Origin of the sequence: Intrasporangium sp. (genome assembly GCF_035688975.1) — a bacterium.
Taxonomy (GTDB): domain Bacteria; phylum Actinomycetota; class Actinomycetes; order Actinomycetales; family Dermatophilaceae; genus CALMNV01.
This window is the reverse complement of sequence record NZ_DASSMH010000022.1, coordinates 1-21,299: the sequence shown is the minus strand read 5'-3', so window position 1 is coordinate 21,299 and position 21,299 is coordinate 1. Positions and strand designations below refer to the sequence as shown.

The 21,299-nt window shown below is 70.8% G+C and carries 20 protein-coding genes; 10 read left to right on the top strand and 10 right to left on the bottom strand.

Features of this window, described 5'->3' with window-relative positions; translation table 11 throughout:
* Window positions 1-256 precede the first annotated feature (256 nt).
* The 6 genes from VFJ94_RS02480 (at window position 257) to VFJ94_RS02455 (ending at window position 5,931) form a co-directional block, all read left to right on the top strand.
* Window positions 257-1,876 (top strand): lysine 5,6-aminomutase subunit alpha, encoded by a 1,620-nt coding sequence (locus tag VFJ94_RS02480; RefSeq protein ID WP_325002596.1) that lies wholly within the window; start codon window positions 257-259, stop codon window positions 1,874-1,876.
* Complete coding sequence (locus VFJ94_RS02475) at window positions 1,873-2,622, top strand: OAM dimerization domain-containing protein (RefSeq protein ID WP_325002595.1); 750 nt, start codon at window positions 1,873-1,875, stop codon at window positions 2,620-2,622. The genes VFJ94_RS02480 and VFJ94_RS02475 overlap by 4 nt, the downstream gene beginning before the upstream one ends.
* The gene (locus tag VFJ94_RS02470) at window positions 2,619-3,026 is read left to right on the top strand and encodes a hotdog domain-containing protein (protein ID WP_325002594.1); all 408 of its coding nucleotides are present in this window, start codon (window positions 2,619-2,621) and stop codon (window positions 3,024-3,026) included. Before VFJ94_RS02475 ends, VFJ94_RS02470 begins: the two co-directional genes overlap by 4 nt.
* 73 nt (window positions 3,027-3,099) lie before the next feature.
* The gene (gene lnt / locus VFJ94_RS02465) at window positions 3,100-4,647 is read left to right on the top strand and encodes an apolipoprotein N-acyltransferase (protein ID WP_325002593.1); all 1,548 of its coding nucleotides are present in this window, start codon (window positions 3,100-3,102) and stop codon (window positions 4,645-4,647) included.
* Complete coding sequence (locus VFJ94_RS02460; RefSeq protein WP_325002592.1) at window positions 4,628-5,407, top strand: polyprenol monophosphomannose synthase; 780 nt, start codon at window positions 4,628-4,630, stop codon at window positions 5,405-5,407. Before lnt ends, VFJ94_RS02460 begins: the two co-directional genes overlap by 20 nt.
* A complete protein-coding gene (locus tag VFJ94_RS02455; protein WP_325002591.1) occupies window positions 5,404-5,931 on the top strand; it encodes an FxsA family protein in 528 nt (175 codons plus the stop codon). The genes VFJ94_RS02460 and VFJ94_RS02455 overlap by 4 nt, the downstream gene beginning before the upstream one ends.
* A gap of 72 nt (window positions 5,932-6,003) precedes the next feature.
* Here VFJ94_RS02455 and VFJ94_RS02450 read toward each other — a convergent pair whose 3' ends face one another.
* Window positions 6,004-6,366: an RNA polymerase-binding protein RbpA gene (locus VFJ94_RS02450; protein ID WP_325002590.1), complete on the bottom strand. Its 363-nt coding sequence runs from the start codon at window positions 6,364-6,366 to the stop codon at window positions 6,004-6,006.
* A 182-nt stretch (window positions 6,367-6,548) separates the two neighbouring features.
* On the bottom strand, window positions 6,549-7,925 hold the full coding sequence (locus tag VFJ94_RS02445; RefSeq protein WP_325002589.1) for an MFS transporter: 1,377 nt from the start codon (window positions 7,923-7,925) through the stop codon (window positions 6,549-6,551).
* 137 nt (window positions 7,926-8,062) lie between these two features.
* On the opposite strand from VFJ94_RS02445, the gene VFJ94_RS02440 reads away from it, so the two are divergent.
* Window positions 8,063-9,229, top strand: a complete 1,167-nt coding sequence (locus VFJ94_RS02440; protein ID WP_325002588.1) for an ATP-binding protein — start codon at window positions 8,063-8,065, stop codon at window positions 9,227-9,229.
* Here the strand turns inward: VFJ94_RS02440 and VFJ94_RS02435 are convergent.
* From VFJ94_RS02435 to VFJ94_RS02405, 7 genes are all read right to left on the bottom strand, one after another.
* Window positions 9,210-10,940, bottom strand: coding sequence for a glycoside hydrolase family 125 protein (locus tag VFJ94_RS02435; protein ID WP_325002587.1), 1,731 nt, complete (start codon window positions 10,938-10,940; stop codon window positions 9,210-9,212). The two genes, VFJ94_RS02440 and VFJ94_RS02435, sit on opposite strands and share 20 nt — an antisense overlap.
* Window positions 10,937-11,752 (bottom strand): carbon-nitrogen hydrolase family protein, encoded by an 816-nt coding sequence (locus tag VFJ94_RS02430; RefSeq protein WP_325002586.1) that lies wholly within the window; start codon window positions 11,750-11,752, stop codon window positions 10,937-10,939. Before VFJ94_RS02430 ends, VFJ94_RS02435 begins: the two co-directional genes overlap by 4 nt.
* Window positions 11,749-12,579, bottom strand: coding sequence for a carbohydrate ABC transporter permease (locus VFJ94_RS02425; RefSeq protein WP_325002585.1), 831 nt, complete (start codon window positions 12,577-12,579; stop codon window positions 11,749-11,751). The genes VFJ94_RS02430 and VFJ94_RS02425 overlap by 4 nt, the downstream gene beginning before the upstream one ends.
* A complete protein-coding gene (locus tag VFJ94_RS02420) occupies window positions 12,576-13,583 on the bottom strand; it encodes a sugar ABC transporter permease (protein WP_325002584.1) in 1,008 nt (335 codons plus the stop codon). The genes VFJ94_RS02425 and VFJ94_RS02420 overlap by 4 nt, the downstream gene beginning before the upstream one ends.
* A 5-nt stretch (window positions 13,584-13,588) precedes the next feature.
* The gene (locus VFJ94_RS02415) at window positions 13,589-14,902 is read right to left on the bottom strand and encodes an extracellular solute-binding protein (RefSeq protein WP_325002583.1); all 1,314 of its coding nucleotides are present in this window, start codon (window positions 14,900-14,902) and stop codon (window positions 13,589-13,591) included.
* A 116-nt stretch (window positions 14,903-15,018) separates the two neighbouring features.
* Window positions 15,019-16,452: an extracellular solute-binding protein gene (locus tag VFJ94_RS02410; RefSeq protein ID WP_325002582.1), complete on the bottom strand. Its 1,434-nt coding sequence runs from the start codon at window positions 16,450-16,452 to the stop codon at window positions 15,019-15,021.
* Window positions 16,453-16,662: 210 nt separating this feature from the next.
* Entirely contained in the window at window positions 16,663-16,980 is a 318-nt protein-coding gene (locus tag VFJ94_RS02405; protein ID WP_325002581.1) for a hypothetical protein, read from the bottom strand.
* A gap of 223 nt (window positions 16,981-17,203) precedes the next feature.
* On the opposite strand from VFJ94_RS02405, the gene VFJ94_RS02400 reads away from it, so the two are divergent.
* The 3 genes from VFJ94_RS02400 (at window position 17,204) to VFJ94_RS02390 (ending at window position 20,982) form a co-directional block, all read left to right on the top strand.
* Window positions 17,204-19,594, top strand: a complete 2,391-nt coding sequence (locus tag VFJ94_RS02400) for an excinuclease ABC subunit UvrA (RefSeq protein WP_325002580.1) — start codon at window positions 17,204-17,206, stop codon at window positions 19,592-19,594.
* Window positions 19,595-20,428: 834 nt separating this feature from the next.
* Window positions 20,429-20,713 (top strand): type II toxin-antitoxin system Phd/YefM family antitoxin, encoded by a 285-nt coding sequence (locus VFJ94_RS02395; protein ID WP_325002579.1) that lies wholly within the window; start codon window positions 20,429-20,431, stop codon window positions 20,711-20,713.
* Complete coding sequence (locus tag VFJ94_RS02390) at window positions 20,710-20,982, top strand: type II toxin-antitoxin system RelE/ParE family toxin (protein WP_325002578.1); 273 nt, start codon at window positions 20,710-20,712, stop codon at window positions 20,980-20,982. The genes VFJ94_RS02395 and VFJ94_RS02390 overlap by 4 nt, the downstream gene beginning before the upstream one ends.
* Window positions 20,983-21,107: 125 nt before the next feature.
* On the opposite strand, the gene VFJ94_RS02385 is transcribed toward VFJ94_RS02390, so the two are convergent.
* Window positions 21,108-21,299 (bottom strand): hypothetical protein (locus tag VFJ94_RS02385; protein WP_325002577.1); only part of this gene is annotated, 192 nt, incomplete at its 5' end.

Genomic DNA, 21,299 nt, shown 5'->3' with positions numbered 1-21,299 from the left:
GCCCAGAGCCGAGCCGAGGAAGAGCGTGGCGAAGAGAATCCGGCCGATGAGGAAGGCGATGTCCATGACGGCTCCTGACGACGGGTGTCCGATACGGATGCATTTTCAATTGTCCTCCCGTTTGACCCGTGTGTCAGTCGGACACGCACGGTGCTCACATCCGTAGAACTGTTCGCCTCAGGAGGTCATCTGCGTCGATCCTTTCGACCGGGGCCTCCTGCGCCGGAAGATCGACGCGGTTCGCTAGGCTGGCAGGGTGACCGCGACGACCGGTGCGACGCTCGCGCTCGACCCCGAAGAGGTGAGCCGGGCGCGCTCCCTTGCCCGCCTGGCGGCGGCGCCGGTCATCGACCTCGCGCGGCGGCATACGACCGTCTCGGTGGAGCGGGCCACCCTGCGCCTCGCGGGCCTTGCCGGCGCCGACGACGCCGGGGTCCCGTGGGTCAACCACCTCGTCGACGGGGTCCGTGACACGGTCGGCCTCGAGCACGGCGTGACCACGCCGGTCTACGACGCGCTGCTGCGCGGCGACGCGCCCGACCTGACCGCGCTCGCCCAGAAGGCGGCGAGCGGGTCCGTCTCCTTCCGGATGCCGCAGGGCAGGGAGGCGGTCGCCGCCCGTCGCGCCGCGAGGGCCGGGGTGGGGGCGGGCCTGGGGCGGATCGACGCGGCGCGCCGCACCCGCGACCGGCTCGTCCGCCGGCTCGGCGACCCGAGGCAGCGGCCGTGGATCTACCTCATCGTCGCGACCGGGGACATCCTCGAGGACATCCCGCAGGCCCAGGCCGCGGCCCGTGAGGGTGCCGACGTCATCGCCGTCATCCGCTCGACGGGACAGTCGCTGCTCGACTACGTCCCGGAGGGCGCCACCCGGGAGGGCTTCGCCGGCACCTACGCCACCCAGGAGAACTTCCGCCTGATGCGGGCGGCGCTCGACGACGTGAGCCGGGAGCTTGGCCGCTACGTCCGGCTGACGAACTACGCCTCGGGCCTCTGTATGCCGGAGATCGCCGCGCTCGCCGGCTTGGAGCGGCTCGACATGATGCTCAACGACTCGATGTACGGCATCCTCTTCCGCGACATCAACCCGATCCGGACCTTCGTCGACCAGCGCTTCTCGCGCCAGATCCACGCCCGCGCCGGCATCATCATCAACACGGGCGAGGACAACTACCTCACGACCGCCGACGCGGTCGAGGCCGCGCACACCGTGACCGTGAGCCAGCTGCTCAACGAGAGCTTCGCGCATGAGGCCGGCCTGCAGGACTGGCAGCTGGGTCTCGGCCACGCCTTCGAGATCAACCCCGACCTCCCCGACTCCTTCCGTCTCGAGCTCGCCCACGCGCTGCTCGCTCGTCACCTCTTCCCCGACGCGCCGCTGAAGTGGATGCCGCCGACCAAGCACATGACCGGCGACATCTTCCGCGGCTACCTCCTCGACGGCTTCTTCAACCTGGCGGGAGCGCTGACCGGCCAGGGCATCCTCCTCGTCGGCATGATGACCGAGGCCGTCGTCACGCCGTTCCTGTCGGACCGCGACCTTGCCCTGCAGAATGTGCGCTACGTCCTCGGCGCGGCCGGCGGCCTCGCCGAGGACTTCCACCCGCCACGCGACGGCCTCATCCAGACCCGGGCGCGGCAGGTGCTGGCCGAGGCGGTCGACCTGCTCGAGCGCATCGTGCACGACAGCGACCCGGCCGGGGACGCGCCGCTCCTCGCGGCCATCGCCGACGGCACCTTCGGGCTCATGAGGCGGCCCGCCACGGGCGGCAAGGGACGTGAGGGCGTCGTGCGACGGGCCGACGACTACGACAACCCCGCGATCCTGGCCCTCGAGGCGGCGCCGCAGGGTCCCACCGGCGGAGCCGGGCGATGAGCGGGCGCGTCATCCGGCCCTACGGCGACACGACGGGTGACGGGATGGTGCAGCTGTCGTTCACCCTGCCTGTCGCCCACGACAAGCAGGCCGAGGGCGCCGCCCTGCAGCTCGCCCGGAAGATGGGGCTCGACCCGGCGCTGCTCGTGCACGCGAAGGCGATGGGCCCCGACTTCACGTTCTTCGTCGTCTACGGCTCCGCGAGCCACCTCGTCGACCTCGACGCGGTCCACGTCGCTGCCCGCGACTACCCCCTGCTGTCGGCCCAGGAGGCCAACCTCGCCATCAAGCGGGTCCTGCGGCGCAGGCTCGTCGTCGTCGGCGCCTGCATCGGCACCGACGCGCACACCGTGGGCATCGACGCCATCCTCGACGTCAAGGGCTTCGCGGGGGAGAAGGGCCTCGAGCACTACCGCGAGATCACCGTCGTCAACCTCGGCGCCCAGGTCCTCGTGCCGGACCTGGTCGCCCGCGCCCGAGCCGAGAAGGCCGACGCCGTGCTCGTCAGCCAGGTCGTGACGCAGAAGGACGCGCACCTCGCCAATGCCAGGCAGATGTCGGCCGCCTTCCGGGAGGCGTACCCGCATGGCCAGCTGCCGATCCTCGTCGTCGGAGGCCCACGCTTCGAGGAGGGCTCGGAGGGCGTCATCGGCGTGGACCGGGTCTTCGGGCGTGGCACGACCCCCCGCGAGGTGGCCAGCTACCTCGTCCACGAGGTGACCGTGAGGAAGGGCAGGACCGCATGAGCGAGACGAGGCGCGACCGGACGCCGAGTGCCCGGGTGGGGCAGCGGGTGACGCACCGGCGCTACGTGCCCCACAGCGACGCCCACTACGCCGGCAACCTCGTGGCGGGGGCGTACTCGCTGGCCGCGTTCGGTGACGTCGCGACTGAGCTGTGCATCCTCACCGACGGCGACGAGGGCCTCTTCGCCTCCTACAGCGACGTCCAGTTCCGCGCACCGGTCCGTGGCGGCGACGTCATCGAGATCAGCGCCGCGCTCGTCCGGGTGGGCCGCCGCAGCCGGGAGCTGGACTTCGAGGTCCGCGTCGTATGCCGCGGCACCCCCGAGCGCGGCGCCTCGGGGGCGGGCGTCCTCGACCCGCCGCTCGTCGCGACGACCGCCCGCGGCGTCGTCGTCGTGCCCTGAGCGTCCTGGCCGCAGATCGCCCCTGGCCGAGGGGCCGTGCGGGCCGACCGACTCCACGGCATACGGTGATCCGGTGCGCCGACTCGTCCTCGCCCTGGGCAGCGGTGGCCTGCTGTGCCTCGCCTTCCCGACGTTCGACGTGTGGGTGGCAGCTCCGGTCGCGCTGGCGCTGCTCGCGTGGGTCGTCACCGGCGTCGGCGTCCGGCGCGGGCTGGGCCTCGGGCTCGCCAGCGGGCTGGCCTTCTTCGTCCCGAGCCTGCACTGGTCCGGCATCTACGTCGGCTCGGTGCCGTGGCTCGCCCTCGCCGCGTTGGAAGCGCTCTTCGTCGGCCTCGCCGGCGCGCTCGTGGGCTGGCTGTCGCGGGACGGGAGGGTGCGTCCGGTCGCCTTCGCCCTGGCCTGGACCGTCACGGAGGAGCTGCGGGGGGTGGCCCCCTACGGCGGGTTCCCGTGGATGAAGCTGGCCTTCGGCCAGGCCGACTCGCCGATGGGCCGGCTCGTGGCCGTGGGCAGCACCCCGCTCGTGGCCTTCGTCGTCGCGCTCGTCGGTGGGCTCCTTGCCGCCGCGGCGGCATCGGCACTGCGCCGTATGCCGCCGCGCCGGGTGGCCCTGCCGGCCGTTCTCGCGCTGGGGCTGGGCGGCATCGGCCTGGTCGTGCCGCTGCCCACCGACGGCCCGACGGCGCAGATCGTCGGCATCCAGGGCAACGTGCCCCGGGCCGGGCTCGACTTCAACGCCGAGCGCCGGCAGGTGCTCGACAACCACGTCGCGACGACGAAGCACGTGGCCGCCGAGGTCGCCGAGGGCGCCCTCCCGCGACCCGACCTCGTCGTGTGGCCGGAGAACTCCTCCGACATCGACCCGCTGCGTAACGCGGACGCGAAGGCGGAGATCCTCGACGTCGTCGACGAGATCCGGGCCCCCGTCATCGTCGGCGGCCTGCTGGAGGAGCCCGCGCCGAACCTGTCCAACGCCTCGCTCCTCTACGAGCCCGGACGCGGGCTGACGGCTCGCTACGTCAAGCGCCACCCGGTGCCCTTCGGGGAGTACATCCCCAACCGGGCGTTCTTCCGGCTGCTGAGCGACCAGGTCGACCTCGTGCGGCGCGACTTCGCGGCCGGGACGCGGCCGGGCGTCTTCGACATCGCGACCGCGAGCGGCCCGGTCCGGGCCGGCCTCGCCATCTGCTTCGAGGTCGCCTACGACGACATCATGCGCGACGTCGTCCGCGGCGGGGCCAACCTGCTCGTCGTGCAGACCAACAACGCCACCTTCGGGTTCACCGCGGAGTCGCCCCAGCAGCTGGCCATCAGCCGGGTCCGGGCCATGGAGTTCGGCCGCTCCGTCGCGCACGTCTCCACGGTCGGGCAGAGCGCGCTCATCACCCCCGACGGAACTGCCCACCAGGTGACGTCGTTGTTCAGTCGGGCGGTGGTGAGCGGCGCTCTACCATTGCGGGACGCCACGACCGTGGCGACCCGGCTCGGCGCCGCGCCGGACTGGCTGGCGGCCGCTGCGCTGCTGGCGCTCGTGGGCGATAACCTCGTCCGCCGACGCACCGCGGACGGTGCACCGACGAAGGCACCGACGAAGGACGAGGATGACGACGACCAAGCGTGAGCCGGTCACCCGGGTGGCCGTGCTCATCCCCACGTACAACGAGCGGGAGAACCTTCCCCCCATCGTGGCCCGGGTCCGGGCGAGCGTGCCGGAGGCCGACGTGCTCGTCATCGACGACAACTCTCCGGACGGCACGGGTGAGCAGGCCGACGAGCTCGCGGCGCACGACCCGCAGGTCCGCGTGCTGCACCGCCCGGGCAAGGAGGGCCTGGGCAAGGCCTACCTCGCCGGCTTCGAGCGTGCCCTGGCCGAGGGCTACGACGCCGTCGTCGAGATGGACGCCGACGGCTCGCACCAGCCCGAGCAGCTGCCGGCCCTGCTCGCGGCGCTCGCGGACGCCGACGTCGTCATCGGCTCCCGGTGGGTGCGTGGGGGAGCGGTGCAGAACTGGCCGCGCCGCCGCAAGGTGCTCTCGGTGGGCGCCAACGTCTACACCAAGGTCCTCATCGGCATGCCGGTCAACGACGCCACGGCCGGCTTCCGCGCCTATCGGTCGACCGCGCTCACGACCATGGGACTCGACGGCGTCGAGTCGCAGGGCTACTGCTTCCAGGTCGACCTGACGCTGCGTGCCGTGCGGGCAGGCCTGCGGGTGACCGAGGTGCCGATCACCTTCGTCGAGCGCGAGGTCGGCGTGTCGAAGATGGGCAGGGACATCGTGCGCGAGGCGCTCGTGAGTGTCACCCGGTGGGGTCTCGAGCACCGGGTCGGTCAGGCCAGGACCCTCGTGAGCCGCTCCGGCCGGAGGAGGCGGCGATGAGCACCGCGCCCCGCCGCCGGGTGCTGCGCCCGACCCGGATCGCGGCGGTGCTGCTGCTCGTCGTGCCGATCCTCGAGGTCATGGCGCTCATCGGCGTGGGCAAGGTGATCGGTGGCTGGCCGACCTTCGGCCTGCTCGTGCTCATGTCGGTGGCCGGCGCGTGGCTGATCCGCCGGGAGGGCTCGCGCGCGTGGCACGCCCTCACCGAGGCGCTGCGCCGGGGTCGGATGCCGGCCCGCGAGCTTGCCGACGGCATACTCGTCCTCGTCGGCGGCACCCTGCTGCTCACGCCCGGCTTCCTCACCGACGTCGTCGGCTTCTTCCTCGTCGTGCCCGTCACCCGACCGGTCGCCCGCCACCTGCTCGAGGCGGTCGTGAGCCGCCGGTTGCTCGCGTCGACCGGGTTCGCCGCCGGCTGGCCGACCGGTCCGACGGTCCCGCCCGTGGCGCCCGGCGCCTCCGCACCGAGACGGTCGGCGCGGGCTGGTGACGACGTCGTCGAGGGGGAGATCATCGACGAGTGACCCGGGTGCCGAAAAGCCCGCCCCCACGAACGGGACGGGCTCTCGACCTACGACTGACGCGTGCCTGGCGTCTCAGGCTGACTTGCGGCGACGCGGCTTCTCCCCACGCGACTCGCGCAGCAGGGTGAGGCGCTCCTCGAGGAGCTCCTCGAGCTCGGGGATCGAGCGCCGCTCGAGCAGCATGTCCCAGTGGGTGCGCACGTGCTTGACCGGCCTGGCCTCCTGCGGCTCCCCGGCACCGACCAGCCTGGCCTCGAGACCGCAACGACACTCCCACGTCGGGGGGATCTCGGCCTCGATCGAGAACGGCAGCTCCGTGCGGTGCCCCTGGTCGCAGACGTAGGCCGTCAGCTGGCGCTCGCTCGGCACAACGTTCTCGTCCGACTCCATGCTGCGCGAGCCTAGGTTGGACCCGCGCAATGCTCGATCGGCCATGTGGACCCTCCCGGAAGTACTCCTGATGGGCACCGTCCGGTGCCTACCCTGACAGACGTCTGAACGCCCGGACCCGTTGCGTTGTTCCCGGTGTGTCGCCCATTTCGTCCGCATCGTGGACGTCGCCGTGGTATGGCCCCCAGCGGCCCGGCTCGCCCCCGGCCGCGTTGCTCCCGGGACACTCAGACGACGCTCGGGACAGGGTTGCCGGCCTCGACGATGCCGGTGCGCATCCGCACGCGCGACAGGAGCAGGCCGCCGACGACGAAGAAGAGGATGAGCACGAGGATGGCCCACCGGTAGGAGTGCGAGAACTGGTAGGTCAGCCCGAAGGCGAGCGTGCCGAGCCAGCTCGTGCCGCGCTCCATGGCCTGGTAGAGGCTGAAGAACTCGGCCTCCTTGCCGCGTGGGATGAGCTGGCTGTAGAGCGAGCGCGACAGGGCCTGCGTGCCGCCGAGGACCAGCCCGATGAGCAGCGCGAGCGCGAGGAAGACGGCGAGCGAGCGGGCCGGGACGAAGAAGGCGGCGACGACGACGACCGTCCAGAGGGCGATGCCGGCGAGGACGGTCCGCCAGGCCCCGACCCGCCCCGCCGCGGCCCCGAAGAGCCGGGCGCCGGCGAAGGCGACGAACTGGACGAAGAGGAACACGCCCAGCACCGTGCCCTGGGCGAAGCCGAGCTCTTCCTGGCCGTAGAGGCTCGAGTTGCCGATGACGGTCTGGATCCCGTCGTTGAAGAAGAGGTACGCGAGCAGGAAGAGCATCGTCTGGGGGTAGGCGCGCAGCTGGCGCAGGGTCGAGCGCAGCTGGGCGATGCTGCCGCCCACGACCCCGGCGGAGCGCTCGACGGGCGTGGCGACGGTGCCGGTGATGTGCCGGAGGCCGCGGTAGGGGATCAGCGTGAAGCCCGCCCACCAGAGGCCGGCGCTCAGCAGGCTGATCCGCACGGCTGCCCCCTCGCTCAGCCCGAGCCGCTCCCGGAAGGTGAGCAGCGCGAAGTTGAGCGCGAGGAGCAGGCCGCCGCCGAGGTAGCCCCGAGCCCAGCCCTTGGACGAGACGGCGTCCCGCTCGTTCTCGTCGGCGATGCGGCACAGGAGGCTGTCGTAGATGACGAGGGAGGCGCCGAGGCACAGGCTTGCGACGACGACGAGCAGCACGCCGAGCTGCCAGCTGGTCCCGGCGACGAGGAACATCAGCGAGGCGGCGAGGGCGCCCGCCCAGGCGAAGCCGGCGAAGAGCCGTGTCGGGCGGGGGCTGCGGTCGGCGATCGCGCCGACGAAGATGAGGATGACGGCAGAGACGATCGTCGACACGGTGACGGTGTAGGGGTAGACCGAGCCGGGGGAGACCGGGATGCCCAGCACGTCGAGGTTGGTCGTGCAGTCCTGACCGGTGCGGATGCCGGGGCACGCCGACTCCTTGGCGATCGCCGTGAGGTAGGGGCCCATGAGCACCGTCGCGGTCGTCGTGACGTAGGCCGAGTTGGCCCAGTCGTACCAGTACCAGGCCCGCTGCTCGTTGGTCTCCGGGCGCACACCGTGCGCGGCGACTTCCGTCATGGGGGAAGCCAACCACAGGGGCGTCCGGGCCGGACGAGCCGCGCGCACGTCGGGCGCCGTGGGCCCGGGGCGTAGGTGATGCTGAGGGACTATATCGATGCCTGTTATACCGCGATAGTTTCCGCTAAGGTCGCGGCATGGACCGCCTCCGCAACCCCTACGCACCCGGGGCCGGCCGCCGTCCCGCCGCCCTCGCCGGGCGCACGGACGAGCTCGACGTGTGGGAGACGGCGCTGCATCGAGCGGCAGTGGGGCGCACCGACCGGTCGGTCGTGCTGCACGGCCTGCGCGGGGTCGGCAAGACGGTCCTCCTGGGGGAGTACCTCGAGCGCGCCGTGGCCCGCGGCTGGTACGTCGCCCACCACGAGGCCGGCCCCGGTGGTGACTTCCGGGCGGCGGTGGCCCGCTCGCTCTACCCGTCCCTGCGGGCGGCGGCGCGGCGGGGGGTGGGGCAGCGGCTGCGCGAGGCGCTGGCGACGTTCCGCGCCTTCAGCGTCGGAGTCGACACGGCCGGGACGTGGTCCTTCGCGGTGGAGGTGGAGCCGGCGCACGGCCGGGCCGACTCCGGCAACCTCGAGTTCGACCTCATCGAGCTCGTCGTCGACCTCGCCGGCGCCGCGCGAGAGGCGGGGACCGGCGTCGCGCTGCTCCTCGACGAGATGCAGGACCTCGATGCCGCGACGCTCGCCGCCCTGTGCACAGCGTGCCACTTCGCCGGGCAGCGCAACCTGCCCTTCCTCCTTGGCGCTGCCGGTCTGCCCAGCCTGCCGCGGGTGCTCTCCGAGGCCCGGTCGTATGCCGAGCGGCTCTTCACCTACCGGCCGATCGCACCACTGTCCGACGCCGCGTCGCGGGAGGCGCTGACCGAGCCGGCGACCGCGGAGGGCGTCACCTGGCACACCGACGCCATGGTGCACGTCACGAGCGCGGCGGGCGGCTACCCCTACTTCCTGCAGGAGTTCGGCCAGGCGACGTGGCGCGTGGCCGACGGTGACGAGATCACCGCCGACGACGCCCGGATCGGGGTCGCCGAGGGCACGCGGCAGCTCGACGCGGGCTTCTTCCGGGCGCGGTGGGACCGGGCGACGCCGGGGGAGCGGGACTACCTGCGCGCCATGGCGGTTGACGGGGCGGGCCCGAGCTCGAGCGGTGAGGTGGCGGCGCGGTTGGGCAAGTCGCACACCTCCCTGGGACCGGTGCGGGCCAAGCTCATCGGCAAGGGTCTCGTCTACGCGCCCGAGCACGGCCAGATCGCCTACACCGTGCCCGGCATGGCGGCCTTCATCACCCGGACCCCCGCGTAGCCACCGGCTGCGGGCGCAGGTCGCCGGAGGTGAGGACGCAGGCGAGCGCGGCGCCCGGCCAACCGAACCAGTGCCGGGAGAGCCACTCGCCCGTCCCTGGGTCGGCGCTCTCGGGCAACATGCCGTCGTCGGACACCAGCTCCTCGAGGATCCCCAGGACGCGCGTCGCCCGCTCCTCGTCACCGATCGCCCGCGCGAAGCTCAGCTCCTGGACGAGCCCGAGCGGCCACACGCCCGCGGTGTGCACCGATCCGAGCCCACCGAACCTCCCCGCAACGGCATACGGCCCATCGACGTCGAAGGCCGCCTCCATCGTGGCGCGCCAGGCCGGGTCGTCCGGCGAGCAGAAGCCCCACGCGACCGCGAGCGCGGAGGGCAGGTCGTTGGCATCGGCGTAGAGACGGAACCGGCCGTCGCCGTCGACCTCATAGGCGTATGCCGGGCGGCCACCGACGTCGACCCGGAACAGCTCCTTGGTCGACTCGCGGACGCGTCGGGCCCGGCGATCGAGGCCGGCGCCGTCGAGTCCGAGCTCGTCCGCCACGGCGCTGAGGCGACCGAGCACCTCGGCGAACAGGATCTGGGTCGAGAAGGTGTGCGGGTACTCGGCCGGGTCGTCGGCCGGGTTCTCCTCGCTCACGAGGAGCCCTGTCTCGGGTGAGGTGATGAGATCGTCGAAGGCGGCGCGGATGGCCTGGTGCCAGTGCCCGAGCTCGGCCGAGGGCCAGTGCCCGAACCGCCGCCGGTAGTCGACGAGCTCCAGGACGGGATACAGCTGTTGGTCCGCCTGCAGCCCGGGGTCCTTGACCTGGCCGCCGGTCAGGTGGCTGCGCATCCACGGCCCTTCGCCGCGGGCCGGCCCGAAGAGCCAGTTCAGATGGCGTCGGAGCACGTGCTCCTCGACCGAGTCGGGCTGGGCGCGGAGCAGCAGGGGCAGGACGACGAAGTACGCGTCGCGGGTCCACGACAGGGGGAGCAGGCGGTGGTCGGTCACGACACAGGTCTGGTCGTCGGCGACGTCGAGCGCGCAGCAGCCGACGGCATACGCCTGCGCCGCCAGACACGTCCGGGTCGCGAGGTCGCCGGCCACGGTGGGCACGACGTGGCCTCCTCCTCGAGGAGTGGAGACGCCGCCGTCGACCTGGAGGTCGACGGCCAGCGACAGTACCGCCGCTGGGTCGGCGGCGACGGCGCAGTCGAAGCCGTCCGCCGACTGCACCCAGCCCGCGACCTCGCCCGGCGAGGACACGGTGAGCGTGGCGGTCGCCCCGAGTGCGGCGGAGCGCAGGGTGAGCACGGCTCCGTCGACCTCGAACGTGGTGTCCTGCGGCAGCGGGTCCAGAGGCGCGATGTCGGTGATCTCGGCGTAGGGGGGCCTTTGCAGGCGGCCGCGCAGGTGGACGACAACGGGGCGACCGGACCGCGCGGTCCAGCGCAGGGCCGGACCGGGCGTGGTCACGTCCGCCTCGAGGGTCAAGGGTGCCTCGGAGAGCAGCCGCAGCGCTGCCGACGTGTCGCTGGCGAGGTGGCGCCGGTAGTCCCGCACCCGGGCCTCGACACCGCGGTCGCTGGCCTCGTCGAACTCCCGCGCACCGGTCAGCTCGACCATGCCGACCCGCGGGTGCGGCCGGGTGACCGCGAGGACGGCGCGCTCGGTGAAGGACGCGGCGAGCAGGCCGTTGCCGACGTCGCGGGGCTTGCGGCGCGTCACTCGTCGATCTCGCGGTGCCCGAGGAGGTAGAGGTCGGGTCGTCCCATGCCGAGCGACGGCTCGCGCCGGCGCTCGGCAGGGATGTGCGACAGGTCGAGCGTCGTCCGGAGGACGACGTCCTCGTGTCCAGCGGCGGCCAGGATCCGCCCGCGCGGGTCCACGACCATGGAGTGCCCGCAGAACCCGGGGGAGTTCGAGTTGGCCGCGATGGCGAAGACCTGGTTGTCCTGCGCGCGGGCCCGAGTGCGGACCTCGATCAGGTGCTCGTGGTCGGCGCCGACCGCGGAAGGGATGACGAGGATCTGCGCGCCCGCGAGCGCCTGGGTCGTGGAGATCGCGGGAAAGGCGTGCTCGAAGCAGATCTGCGGCCCGAGCACGCCAGCCGGCGTCGGAATCACGGGCAGCTCATGACCCGGCGCGAAGACGGGCAGCTCGGCCGGGAACAGGTGGGACTTCCGGTAGGCCGACAGGAGCCCTCCCGGCGCAGCGATGAGCAGGGAGTCGTAGGGCTTCCCGCCGTCGCCGCGCTCCAGGAACCCGACCACGATCGTCAGCTGATGCCGCATCGACAGCCCGCGGACCAGCAGCGCGGTCGGCCCGGTGGTCGCGTGCTCGGCCAGGTCGGCGCTGCGTCCGGCGAGCACGGCCAGGTCGTAGCCCGTGACGTACATCTCCGGGAAGACGACGAGGTCGGCGTCGCGATGCTCCTCGACGAGGCGAGCGAGGTGCTCGCGGTTGCCTGCCGCGTCGCCGACGGGCCTGACCTGCTGCACGACGGCCACCTGGACGAGACGGGCGCTCTCGCCGGTCATCCCTTGACCGCCCCGGCGAACAGGCCCCGGACGTAGTAACGGTTCAGCAGCGCGAACAGGAGCAGTGGCGGCAGGATCGCGAGGATCGAGCCGGCCGAGATGAGGTCGTCCTGGTTGAGCTGGGGCGCGTTGAGGTTGGCCAGCCCGACGGTCACCGGTCTGTGGTCGGCGTCGAGCAGCGTGAGGCCCATGAGCAGGTCGTTCCACACGAACACGAAGTCGATGATGATGAACGACACGATGCCCGGGATCGCAAGCGGGAGCGCGATCGTGGTGAAGGTCTTGAGCGATCCCGCGCCATCGAGCTTGGCGCTCTCGATGAGCTCGTCCGGGATCGCCTGGAAGAAGCTGCTCAGCATGAAGATCGACCAGCCGGCACCGAAGGCCGTGTGCACCAGCGCGATTCCCAGGAACTGCCATGTGCCGGTGTTCAGGCCGAGGGTCCGAAACCACGGGATGAGCGGGATGAGGATGATCTGCACGGGCACGATCATCGTCGTGAGCAGCATGAGGTGGACGATCGCCTTCAACCGGAAACGCATTCGCGCGAAGGCGTAGGCCGCGAGGGTGCCGACGGTGAGCGTGATGAGCACCGACAGGGTCGCGATGACCAGGCTGTTGAGGGCGTAGCCGGACAGCCCTCCCTCCCAGACCCGGCGGTAGTTGGCCAGCGTCGCGGTGGTCGCGTCGCCACGCCACCAGCCCTTGGTGCTCTCGGCGAGCGGCAGGACCGAGATCACGGCAGCCCCCAGGACGGGGACGACCCAGACGATGCTCGCGATGGTGAGGACGGCATAGAGGGCCAGGATGCGCCACCGGGACGTCATGACGAGGCTCCATTCTTGCGCAGGAAGGGCATGGCGCCGGCGATGAGGACGAGCGACATGATGATGGCGATCGCGGCGGCCTGGCCGGCCTTGGGCGAGTCGAGGAACTGGAACGCCTGTTGCCACAGGAGCAGACCGAGCACCCGGGTGTCCTGCGCGGGGCCGCCACCCGTGGTGACGAAGACGATGTCGAACGTCCGCAGGGCGAAGATGACCGAGATGACGGTGACGACGACGATCGAGGGCCGCAGGCTCGGCAGGGTCACGTGGCGGATCGTCTGCCACCCGGAGGCGCCGTCGACCTTCGCCGCCTCGAGCAGCTCGGCGGGGACCGAGGTGAGGCCGGCCGTGAAGGTGATGACGCCGAAGCCGACGAAGGCCCACACGGCCGGGATGATGATCATGATGTTGGTGAGCCGGATGTCCAGGTCACCGATGTGCAGCACACCCGGGTTGGACAGCCAGCGACCGAGGTGCACTTCCAGCGGGCCCACCGTGAGGTCGGCGTCCTCCAGGCCGACGAGCCGCAGCCCTGCGTTGAGCAGACCCTTGTCGGGGTCGGGGTTGTAGATGAAGCCCCAGATGACGCCGACGGCGGCCAGCGAGATCGTCATCGGCAAGATGATCGCGCTTCGGAAGAGCCCGGTGGCTCGCTTGGCCTCCCAGATGAGCAGGGAGAGCGCGAGGGCGATGGTGACGACGAGGAAAGGGAAGATGAACAGCCACACGACCGTGTTGAGGGCGGCGTTCCAGAAGTCGGCGCTGGTCAGCGTCGTCGTGTAGTTGCTCGCCCCGGCGAACACCCACCCGTCGGGCTGTTCGATCCGCCAGGGGTTGAGCATCCCCCAGGTGAACAAGCTCGACAGGAACGTGGCCAGCGCCGGCCAGAGGTAGAAGCCGGCGAAGATCGCCAGGAGGGGTGCCAGGAAGGCATACGCCAGGCGGGATTCCGAGCCGCGCCCGCGCAACTGGGCTGACGCTGTCCGGGCGCGGCTCGGCATCATCGAGCTCAGCCCTTCGAGCGCGTGTCGGCCGCGACCATCGCCCGGGTGAAGGCGGCGACGTCCTTGGTGCGGATGAGGTTGTCGAGGGCCTGGCGGTACTTGGCCTGGATCTCGCCGCCGATCCAGTCGTCGAGGTCGTAGCCCGCGGCGGCGGACGCGTCCTTGGGCCAGAGGGCGGCGGCCTTCTTGTCGTTCTCGGACGGGTAGACGTCCGTCGGGACCTTCATGTTCGGAGCGACGTAGCCGCCCTTCTTGGCCCAGATCGACTGTCCACCAACGGAACCCAGGTACTCGAGGAAGGCCTTGGTCGTCGCCGGGTTCTTGCTCTGCTTGTTGCCGATGAAGAGGTCACCACTCACCGCCTGGGCCGGCTTCTGGCCCTGGTATGCCGGCAAGGGGAAGAAGCTGTAGTCGGTGCCCGACTTCAGGTTCTTGTCGCACGAGGGGACGACGCCGTTGACGAAGGCGCCGTTGTTGCCAAACGCGTGCTTGCCCGAGACCCAGCCGCAGACCTCGTCGCTGAAGCCGGTGTCCATGGCGTCCGCGGACCAGTACTTCTCGATGAGCCCGGTGACCACCGCCATCGCTTCGACGACCTTCGGGTCGTCCCAGCCGATCTTGCCCTGCTGCAGCTGCTGGAACTTCTCGACTCCGGCGACGTTGAGCATCACCGGGTCCACCCACTGGGTCGGCACCCAGACGTCCTTGGCGCCGACGGCGAAGGCCTTGGACGAGGTGTTCGCCTTGTCGAGGGCGGCCGTGAACTCGGCCCAGGTCGTCGGGGCCTTTGTCAGGCCGAGCTTGGTGTCGGTGGCCTTCGTGGACCAGATGAGCCCGTTGACGTTGCCCTTGAAGTAGACGGCGTCTGCGTGGCCGTCGGCGCCCATGGCGACCGCCTTGAGCGACTCGTTGTACTCACCGTCCCCGATCCAGGTCTTCCACTGGTCGTCGAGGTTCATGAGCAGGCCCTGCTGCGAGAACTGCCGGACCATGCCGGGCAGGGCCACGGCGGCGTCGGGCGCATTGCCGGAGGCGAACTGCTGGGACAGCTGTGTCTGGGTCTGGTCGAAGGGGACCACCTCGACCTTGACGCTCGTGCCCGGGTACTTGGCCTTGAAGCCGTCGACGACGGCCTGGAAGGCCTCGCCCTCGACGCCGCTCCAGTTGGAGACGACGCGGATTTCGCCGCCCGGCGTGCCGGACTGTGCGTTCCCGGCGCCGGAGTCCTTGCCGGAGCAGGCGGCTGCCAGCGGGACGACGGAGAGGAGTGCGACGAGGGCCGACAGACGGCCGACGTGCGTGGTGGAGCGAATGGTCATGAAGTCTCCCTGGAGCCAATTGTCATCGTTGACATGACAAATAGTGACGTCCGGACGCGACGATGTCAACGCCTCCCCGGGAGGCGGTCTGTCGAGCCGTCGCCGGGAGGACGCCCTCAGGCGAGGACGAGTCCGGTCACGGCAGAGATGGCCTGCGCCGCGAGGCGAACCTCGGCGGGCACCGAGCCGCCCGAGAGGGTGGCACCGAGCAGGTGCCGGAGCTGGACACTGACCCGTTCGTACTCGGGCACCGCTGGGCGGGTGGTGGCATCCGGCAGCAGCCGAGCCACGTCGTGCAGGAAGCCGCTCCCGCGCTCGAGCACCGAGGCCGCGCTCACCCGCGACGGCAGCTGCCCGGTCGTGTCGGCGACCGTCATCTGGACCGCCACCTCCATGAGGCGGCGGATGATGCGCATGGCCTGGTGCGGGTGGCGCGACTGGCGGAAGACGGCATACGCCAGCCCACCGGCGAGCACCTTCGATCCCGGCTCCGGCCCCCGGGGCAGTGCGGCGAACCCGAAGCGGTCCAGGGCCTGCACCGGCGACAGCCCGGTCAGCGCCGCGATCTCGGCGAGGTCGTAGCTGCCCCCCAGCGCGATCTGGGTGGTTCCGGAAACGAGGGACTCCAGGGCCGCCGTTCGCCCCCATCCCACGCTCGCCTGGTCGATCAGGCCGTCCTTGGCCAGCGCGGTGAGTGCCCGGACGGCGCGGATCGCGGGCGGTTCGGCGAGGACGACCCGGCTGTCACTGATCACCGCAGCACCGTTGGCGGAGAGCCAGCCGTGCAGGACGTAGGTCGCGGTCTCGGCGGCGTCCGGTCCGGCGGGGACCCCGATCGGCGCGCGGCCGTAGAGCTCCAGGCAGCTGCGGGCGACCTGGCGCAGCTCACGCCACGTCGTCGGCGCCTGGACGAAGCCGCACCGTGCCAGGCCCTCGCGGTCGAACCACATCCCGGCCACGTCGGCCTCGGCCTGGACCGCGACGACCCGACCGCCGGCGCTCGTGGCGTCGACGAACGCACGGGCCACGTCGGCCCGGTAGGTCTGCTCCACCCAGTCCGCGTCGAGCTCGTCCACGGGGTAGAGCGCGTCGAGCGAGGCGAGCTGGGGCACCCAGACCGAGTCGAGGACCGCGAGGTCCGGCGCCTCCCCGGCGGCGACCCCAGCCAGCAGGTGCCGGTGCAGGTCGGTGAACGGGACAACCTCGAGATCGAGGACGATCTCCGCCGGGGCCATGCTCCGGATGAGGCTCGCCCAGTCCTTGGTCGGGACCGCGATGCTGACACGGATGTCGGTCAGCTGGCGCGTCAGCCATACGGGGTTGACGAATGTGCCCCTGCGGCGCTGGCGGATGATCACGCCTTCGCGGGACAGCTCGGCGAGCGCCCGGTGGACGGGGTTGCGGGAGATCCCGAGCCGTTCGCACAGCTCGTGCTCGGTCGGCAGCTGACCGTCGGAGCCGAAACGTCCCTCCTTGATCGCCGTGACCAGGGCCTCCTTCAGCTGCAGGTAGAGAGGATCCCTCGAGGTGTGATCAAGCTCGACCGGCATTGAGCCCTCCCACTCCTTCGATGTCGCAGACCGGGTGCCGAACAATACCCCGCACTGGTAGGGGCCTGCCGCAGCGCCGTCGACCCCCCCACGCGGACAACGCCTTTCGCGACAGTTGAGCTGCGGAGCAGCCCGTGCTCGTATGCCGTCTTGCGTCCCCGATGGTGCAGGTCCGCACGATGCCATCGGCGGATCGTCTCAGGTGCGCGGTCAGGAGTACAGCAGGGCGAGGGTGTCGCTGTGCCCCGACCACGACAGGTGGAGCGTCCAGCACCCCGCCCTCGGCATGTCGATGATCGAGGGTCCGGGGCCGTCCGGAAGCTCACGGTCGACGTCGAGGTCCCCTCCGTTGAGCGTCGCGTGGATGCGGAGCGCGGGCGATGCGCTGGCATCCGGACCGGTGCTGGCGACGGAGGGGTTGACGAGCCAGAGGACCTTGTTCGCGTGCCCCTCGACGGGTGGTGCCCGGAGCGGGTCGCCGAAGACGACTCCGAGGATCGCGCCCTCGGCGCCGAGCGCCTGCGGCACAGGCCGGTCCGCTGGCGTGAAACCAGCCCGCGCCCAGTTCGGCAGCGCGGCGACGGTGATCGCGGAGCGGCAGGACAGCGAGGTGGGTGCCGGGGGAGGAGCAGCAGCATCCGGTGGCGGGCTGGGCGCGGGGCTGGTGCAGGATGCGGATCGTCGCTGTCTGTCACATTCAATCTGCGCCCCGGCCGCCCGTGACCGCCAACCCAGCATGTCAGGAGTGAGCATGACCGGCTCGTCCACCCAGGGAATCAAGACCGTAGGGCTGCACGTTGCCGACAGCCACGACCTGATCCGGGTCGACGGTGCGCGCGAGAACAACCTCAAGGACGTCACCATCGAGATCCCGAAGCGCCGGCTGACGGCGTTCACGGGCGTCTCCGGCTCGGGCAAGAGCTCCCTGGTCTTCGCCACGATCGCCGCGGAGTCGCAGCGGATGATCAACGAGACCTACAGCGCCTTCGTGCAGGGCTTCATGCCGACGTTGGCGCGGCCGGACGTCGACCTCCTCGAGGGGCTGACTACCGCGATCATCGTCGACCAGGAGCGGATGGGCTCCAACCCGCGCTCCACCGTGGGCACCGTCACCGACGCGAACGCGATGCTGCGCATCCTCTTCAGCCGGCTCGGCACTCCCCACATTGGGTCGCCCCAGGCGTTCTCGTTCAACGTCGCGTCCATCTCCGGTGCTGGGGCGGTGACCGTGGAGCGCGGCGGCACCACGACGAAGGAGCGGCGGAGCTTCAGCATCACCGGCGGCATGTGCTCGCGCTGCGAGGGCATGGGCTCGGTCACCGACTTCGAGGTGTCCGCGCTCTACGACGCCAGCCTGTCGCTCAACGAGGGCGCGCTCACGATCCCCGGCTACAGCATGGACGGATGGTACGGCCGCATCTTCCGCGGCTGCGGTTTCTTCGACCCTGACAAGCCGATCGCCAAGTACACGAAGCGGGAGCTGCATGACCTCCTCCGCAAGGAGCCGACGAAGGTCAGGGTGGACGGGATCAACCTGACGTACGAGGGACTCATCCCGAAGATCCAGAAGTCGATGCTGTCCAAGGACGTCGACTCGCTCCAGCCCCACATCCGCGCCTTCGTCGAGCGAGCGGTCACCTTCACCACGTGCCCCGACTGCGGTGGCACGCGGCTCAGCGAGGCCACGCGGTCGTCGAAGATCCAGGGGATCAACATCGCCGACGCCTGCGCGATGCAGATCAGCGACCTCGCCGGCTGGATCCGGGGTCTCCACGAGCCGTCGGTGGCCCCACTGCTTTCCGGGCTCCAGCACCTCCTGGACTCGTTCGCGCAGATCGGGCTGGGATACCTCTCGCTCGACCGGCCGTCGGGCACGCTGTCGGGCGGCGAGGCCCAGCGCACCAAGATGATCCGCCACCTCGGGTCGTCGCTCACCGACGTCACCTACGTCTTCGACGAGCCGACGATCGGGTTGCACCCACACGACATCCAGCGCATGAACGGCCTGCTGCTGCAACTGCGCGACAAGGGCAACACCGTGCTCGTCGTCGAGCACAAGCCGGAGGCGATCGCCATCGCCGACCACGTCGTCGACCTCGGCCCCGGCGCCGGCACCGCCGGTGGTGAGGTCGTCTTCGGGGGCACCGTGGACGGCCTACGCGCCAGTGACACCCTGACCGGTCGGCACCTCGACGACCGGTCCACCCTGAAGCCGGGGGTGCGCACGCCGTCGGGCGTGCTGGAGGTGCGAGGCGCCAGCACCCACAACCTGCGGGAGGTGGACATCGACATCCCGCTCGGCGTGCTCGTCGTGGTGACGGGTGTGGCGGGCTCGGGCAAGAGCTCGCTGATCTCCGGCTCAGTGTCCGGGCGGGAGGGCGTGGTGTCGGTCGACCAGGGCGCCATCCGCGGGTCGCGGCGGAGCAACCCGGCGACGTACACCGGACTGCTCGACCCGATCCGCAAGGCTTTCGCGAAGGCCAACGGGGTCAAGCCGGCGCTCTTCAGCGCCAACTCCGAGGGGGCCTGCCCGACCTGCAACGGCGCCGGCGTCATCTATACCGACCTGGCGATGATGGCCGGCGTTGCCACCGTGTGCGAGGAGTGCGAGGGCAGGCGGTTCCAGGCTTCGGTGCTGGAGCACCACCTCGGCGGCAAGGACATCAGCGAGGTGCTCGCCATGTCCGTCGAGGAGGCCGAGGCGTTCTTCGGCGGCGGCGAGGCGAAGACGCCGGCCGCGCACGCCGTCCTCGGCCGGCTCGCGGATGTGGGGCTCGGCTACCTCAGCCTCGGCCAGCCGCTCACCACGCTCTCCGGCGGCGAGCGGCAGCGGCTCAAGCTGGCCACTCGCATGGCCGAGAAGGGCGGGGTCTACGTACTCGACGAGCCGACGAGCGGCCTGCACCTCGCCGATGTCGAGAACCTGCTCGGCCTGATCGACCGGCTCGTCGACGCCGGAAAGTCGGTCATCGTCATCGAGCATCACCAGGCGGTCATGGCCCACGCGGACTGGATCATCGACCTCGGGCCCGGCGCCGGCCACGACGGCGGTCGGGTCGTGTTCGAGGGCACACCCGGCAACCTCGTCGCCGCTCGCTCCACCCTCACCGGGCAGCACCTCGCGGCATACGTCGGGGCCTGACAGACACCCCTGAGCCGCAATCATCAGTTGGCAACGTTCACGCAGCTCGGGGAACGCTCCGAAGCGTGGCGACCAGTGAAGTTTGGGACGAAGAGACCGCTGCAACCTACGACGCGGATGCGGCAGAACGTTTCGCACCAGAGGTGTTGGACCCGACGGTCGGCCTGCTTGAGCGCCTGGCCGAGGACGGGCCGGCTTTGGAGCTCGCCATCGGCACCGGCCGGGTCGGGATCCCGTTGGCGGCACGCGGGGTTCCAGTGACGGGAATCGACCTGTCCGAGCCGATTCGCTCGTCTTCCTCGTCTTGGAACAGCATCTCGAACCTACGGACGCAGGCCGAGCGGGTGCAGTGCTTCAAGAATGCGGCCCACCACCTGCGGCCGGGCGGTCGATTGGTCATCGACCTATGGGTACCGCCGATCCAGCGGCCTCCTGCCTGGTCTCGTGTGGACGGGCCCCGTATGTCGAGCCGGACGATGTCCCGGCATCCGAGCGCGGCGCGGGGCTCTCGTTGCGGCCGACGGCAAGCCCGGCCGCATCGCCGCCGCGGTGCGGCGTCTACTCGACGAGCCGCGCTTCGCTGCTTCCGCGTGGGCGCCGGGCGCGCGCATCCGGGCCGAGGTGGAAGGGTCGCGGCTCGTCGAGCTGTTGGAGCGCCCGGCGCGACGGCAGGACGTGGCCCGACAGGCAGGCTTCTGACCGCGCACGCGCTCGCAGAGATCGTGGCCATCGTGACGGCCCCGTGCCCGGGAGCTGGTATGCGGGAGTAAGAGGACGGGAGTAGCGTGCGTCAGCGCTTGCCTCATACACCCCGTGTTGGTCATACTTATGACCATGAGCGAGACCGTGTCATTGGCCCAGGCCAAGGCCCACCTGTCCGAGCTGGTCGGCCGGGTCGACCGGCAGCACGACCGCGTCACGGTGACGGTCCATGGGCGACCGTCGGCGATCCTGCTGTCGCCGGACGACCTCGAGGCGCTTGAAGAGACCATCGCCGTCTTGTCCGACGCGGAGGCCGTCAAGCAGTTGGTGTCCTCTGACGCCGAATTGGCGCGCGGTGAAGCTGAGTCCGAGGAGGAGTTGGCCGAGGCGATGCGGCGACGCAAGGCCGGGGCGTGACACGCCACCGATACCGGCTCACCATCTCGCCCACCGCTCGTCGTCAGCTCGCCGAGCACTTGCCCGACACCGTGGCCTTCGCGGCGTATGACTTCATTATCGGCCCCTTGCTCGACAACCCGCATCGCGTCGGAAAGCGCCTCAGGCCGCCGATGGAGGACCGGCACAGTGCTCGTCGTGGCACATACCGGGTTGTTTACGGCATTGACGACGATCAGAAGCGCGTCACCGTGACCGCCGTCGTACACCGCTCCGACGCGTACCGATGAGGATCACGCCCACGCTGATGTCCCAGCGTCGTATCCAGTTCTACCCGTGGGGAGGACGGACCGCCGTTGAGGCCCTGATGCGCAACGCCGATAATCGACATTATGTCATTATGCCGTGCGAGGCGTCAGTGATGGCGTCGGGAGCTGATCCCCTCGAACACCCCGATGAGCAGCACCGAGGCGACGACCGCGGCCACGAAGCCGATGAAGTTCAGCTCGAAGATGCGCCCGGTGCCGAGCAGGCTGGCGATCGTGCCGCCGATGACCGAGCCGACCAGACCGAGCAACAGCGTCATCGGCACGCTGAGGTTCTGCCT

What these genes read in the sequence shown, in the direction of transcription:
- VFJ94_RS02475 (WP_325002595.1), top strand. Translation starts at nt 1,873, where the DNA reads ATGAGCGGGCGCGTCATCCGGCCCTACGGCGACACGACGGGTGACGGG.
- VFJ94_RS02470 (WP_325002594.1), top strand. Translation starts at nt 2,619, where the DNA reads ATGAGCGAGACGAGGCGCGACCGGACGCCGAGTGCCCGGGTGGGGCAG.
- VFJ94_RS02460 (WP_325002592.1), top strand. Translation starts at nt 4,628, where the DNA reads ATGACGACGACCAAGCGTGAGCCGGTCACCCGGGTGGCCGTGCTCATC.
- VFJ94_RS02455 (WP_325002591.1), top strand. Translation starts at nt 5,404, where the DNA reads ATGAGCACCGCGCCCCGCCGCCGGGTGCTGCGCCCGACCCGGATCGCG.
- VFJ94_RS02450 (WP_325002590.1), bottom strand. Translation starts at nt 6,366, where the DNA reads ATGGCCGATCGAGCATTGCGCGGGTCCAACCTAGGCTCGCGCAGCATG.
- VFJ94_RS02445 (WP_325002589.1), bottom strand. Translation starts at nt 7,925, where the DNA reads ATGACGGAAGTCGCCGCGCACGGTGTGCGCCCGGAGACCAACGAGCAG.
- VFJ94_RS02440 (WP_325002588.1), top strand. Translation starts at nt 8,063, where the DNA reads ATGGACCGCCTCCGCAACCCCTACGCACCCGGGGCCGGCCGCCGTCCC.
- VFJ94_RS02430 (WP_325002586.1), bottom strand. Translation starts at nt 11,752, where the DNA reads ATGACCGGCGAGAGCGCCCGTCTCGTCCAGGTGGCCGTCGTGCAGCAG.
- VFJ94_RS02425 (WP_325002585.1), bottom strand. Translation starts at nt 12,579, where the DNA reads ATGACGTCCCGGTGGCGCATCCTGGCCCTCTATGCCGTCCTCACCATC.
- VFJ94_RS02420 (WP_325002584.1), bottom strand. Translation starts at nt 13,583, where the DNA reads ATGATGCCGAGCCGCGCCCGGACAGCGTCAGCCCAGTTGCGCGGGCGC.
- VFJ94_RS02415 (WP_325002583.1), bottom strand. Translation starts at nt 14,902, where the DNA reads ATGACCATTCGCTCCACCACGCACGTCGGCCGTCTGTCGGCCCTCGTC.
- VFJ94_RS02410 (WP_325002582.1), bottom strand. Translation starts at nt 16,452, where the DNA reads ATGCCGGTCGAGCTTGATCACACCTCGAGGGATCCTCTCTACCTGCAG.
- VFJ94_RS02400 (WP_325002580.1), top strand. Translation starts at nt 17,204, where the DNA reads ATGACCGGCTCGTCCACCCAGGGAATCAAGACCGTAGGGCTGCACGTT.
- VFJ94_RS02395 (WP_325002579.1), top strand. Translation starts at nt 20,429, where the DNA reads ATGAGCGAGACCGTGTCATTGGCCCAGGCCAAGGCCCACCTGTCCGAG.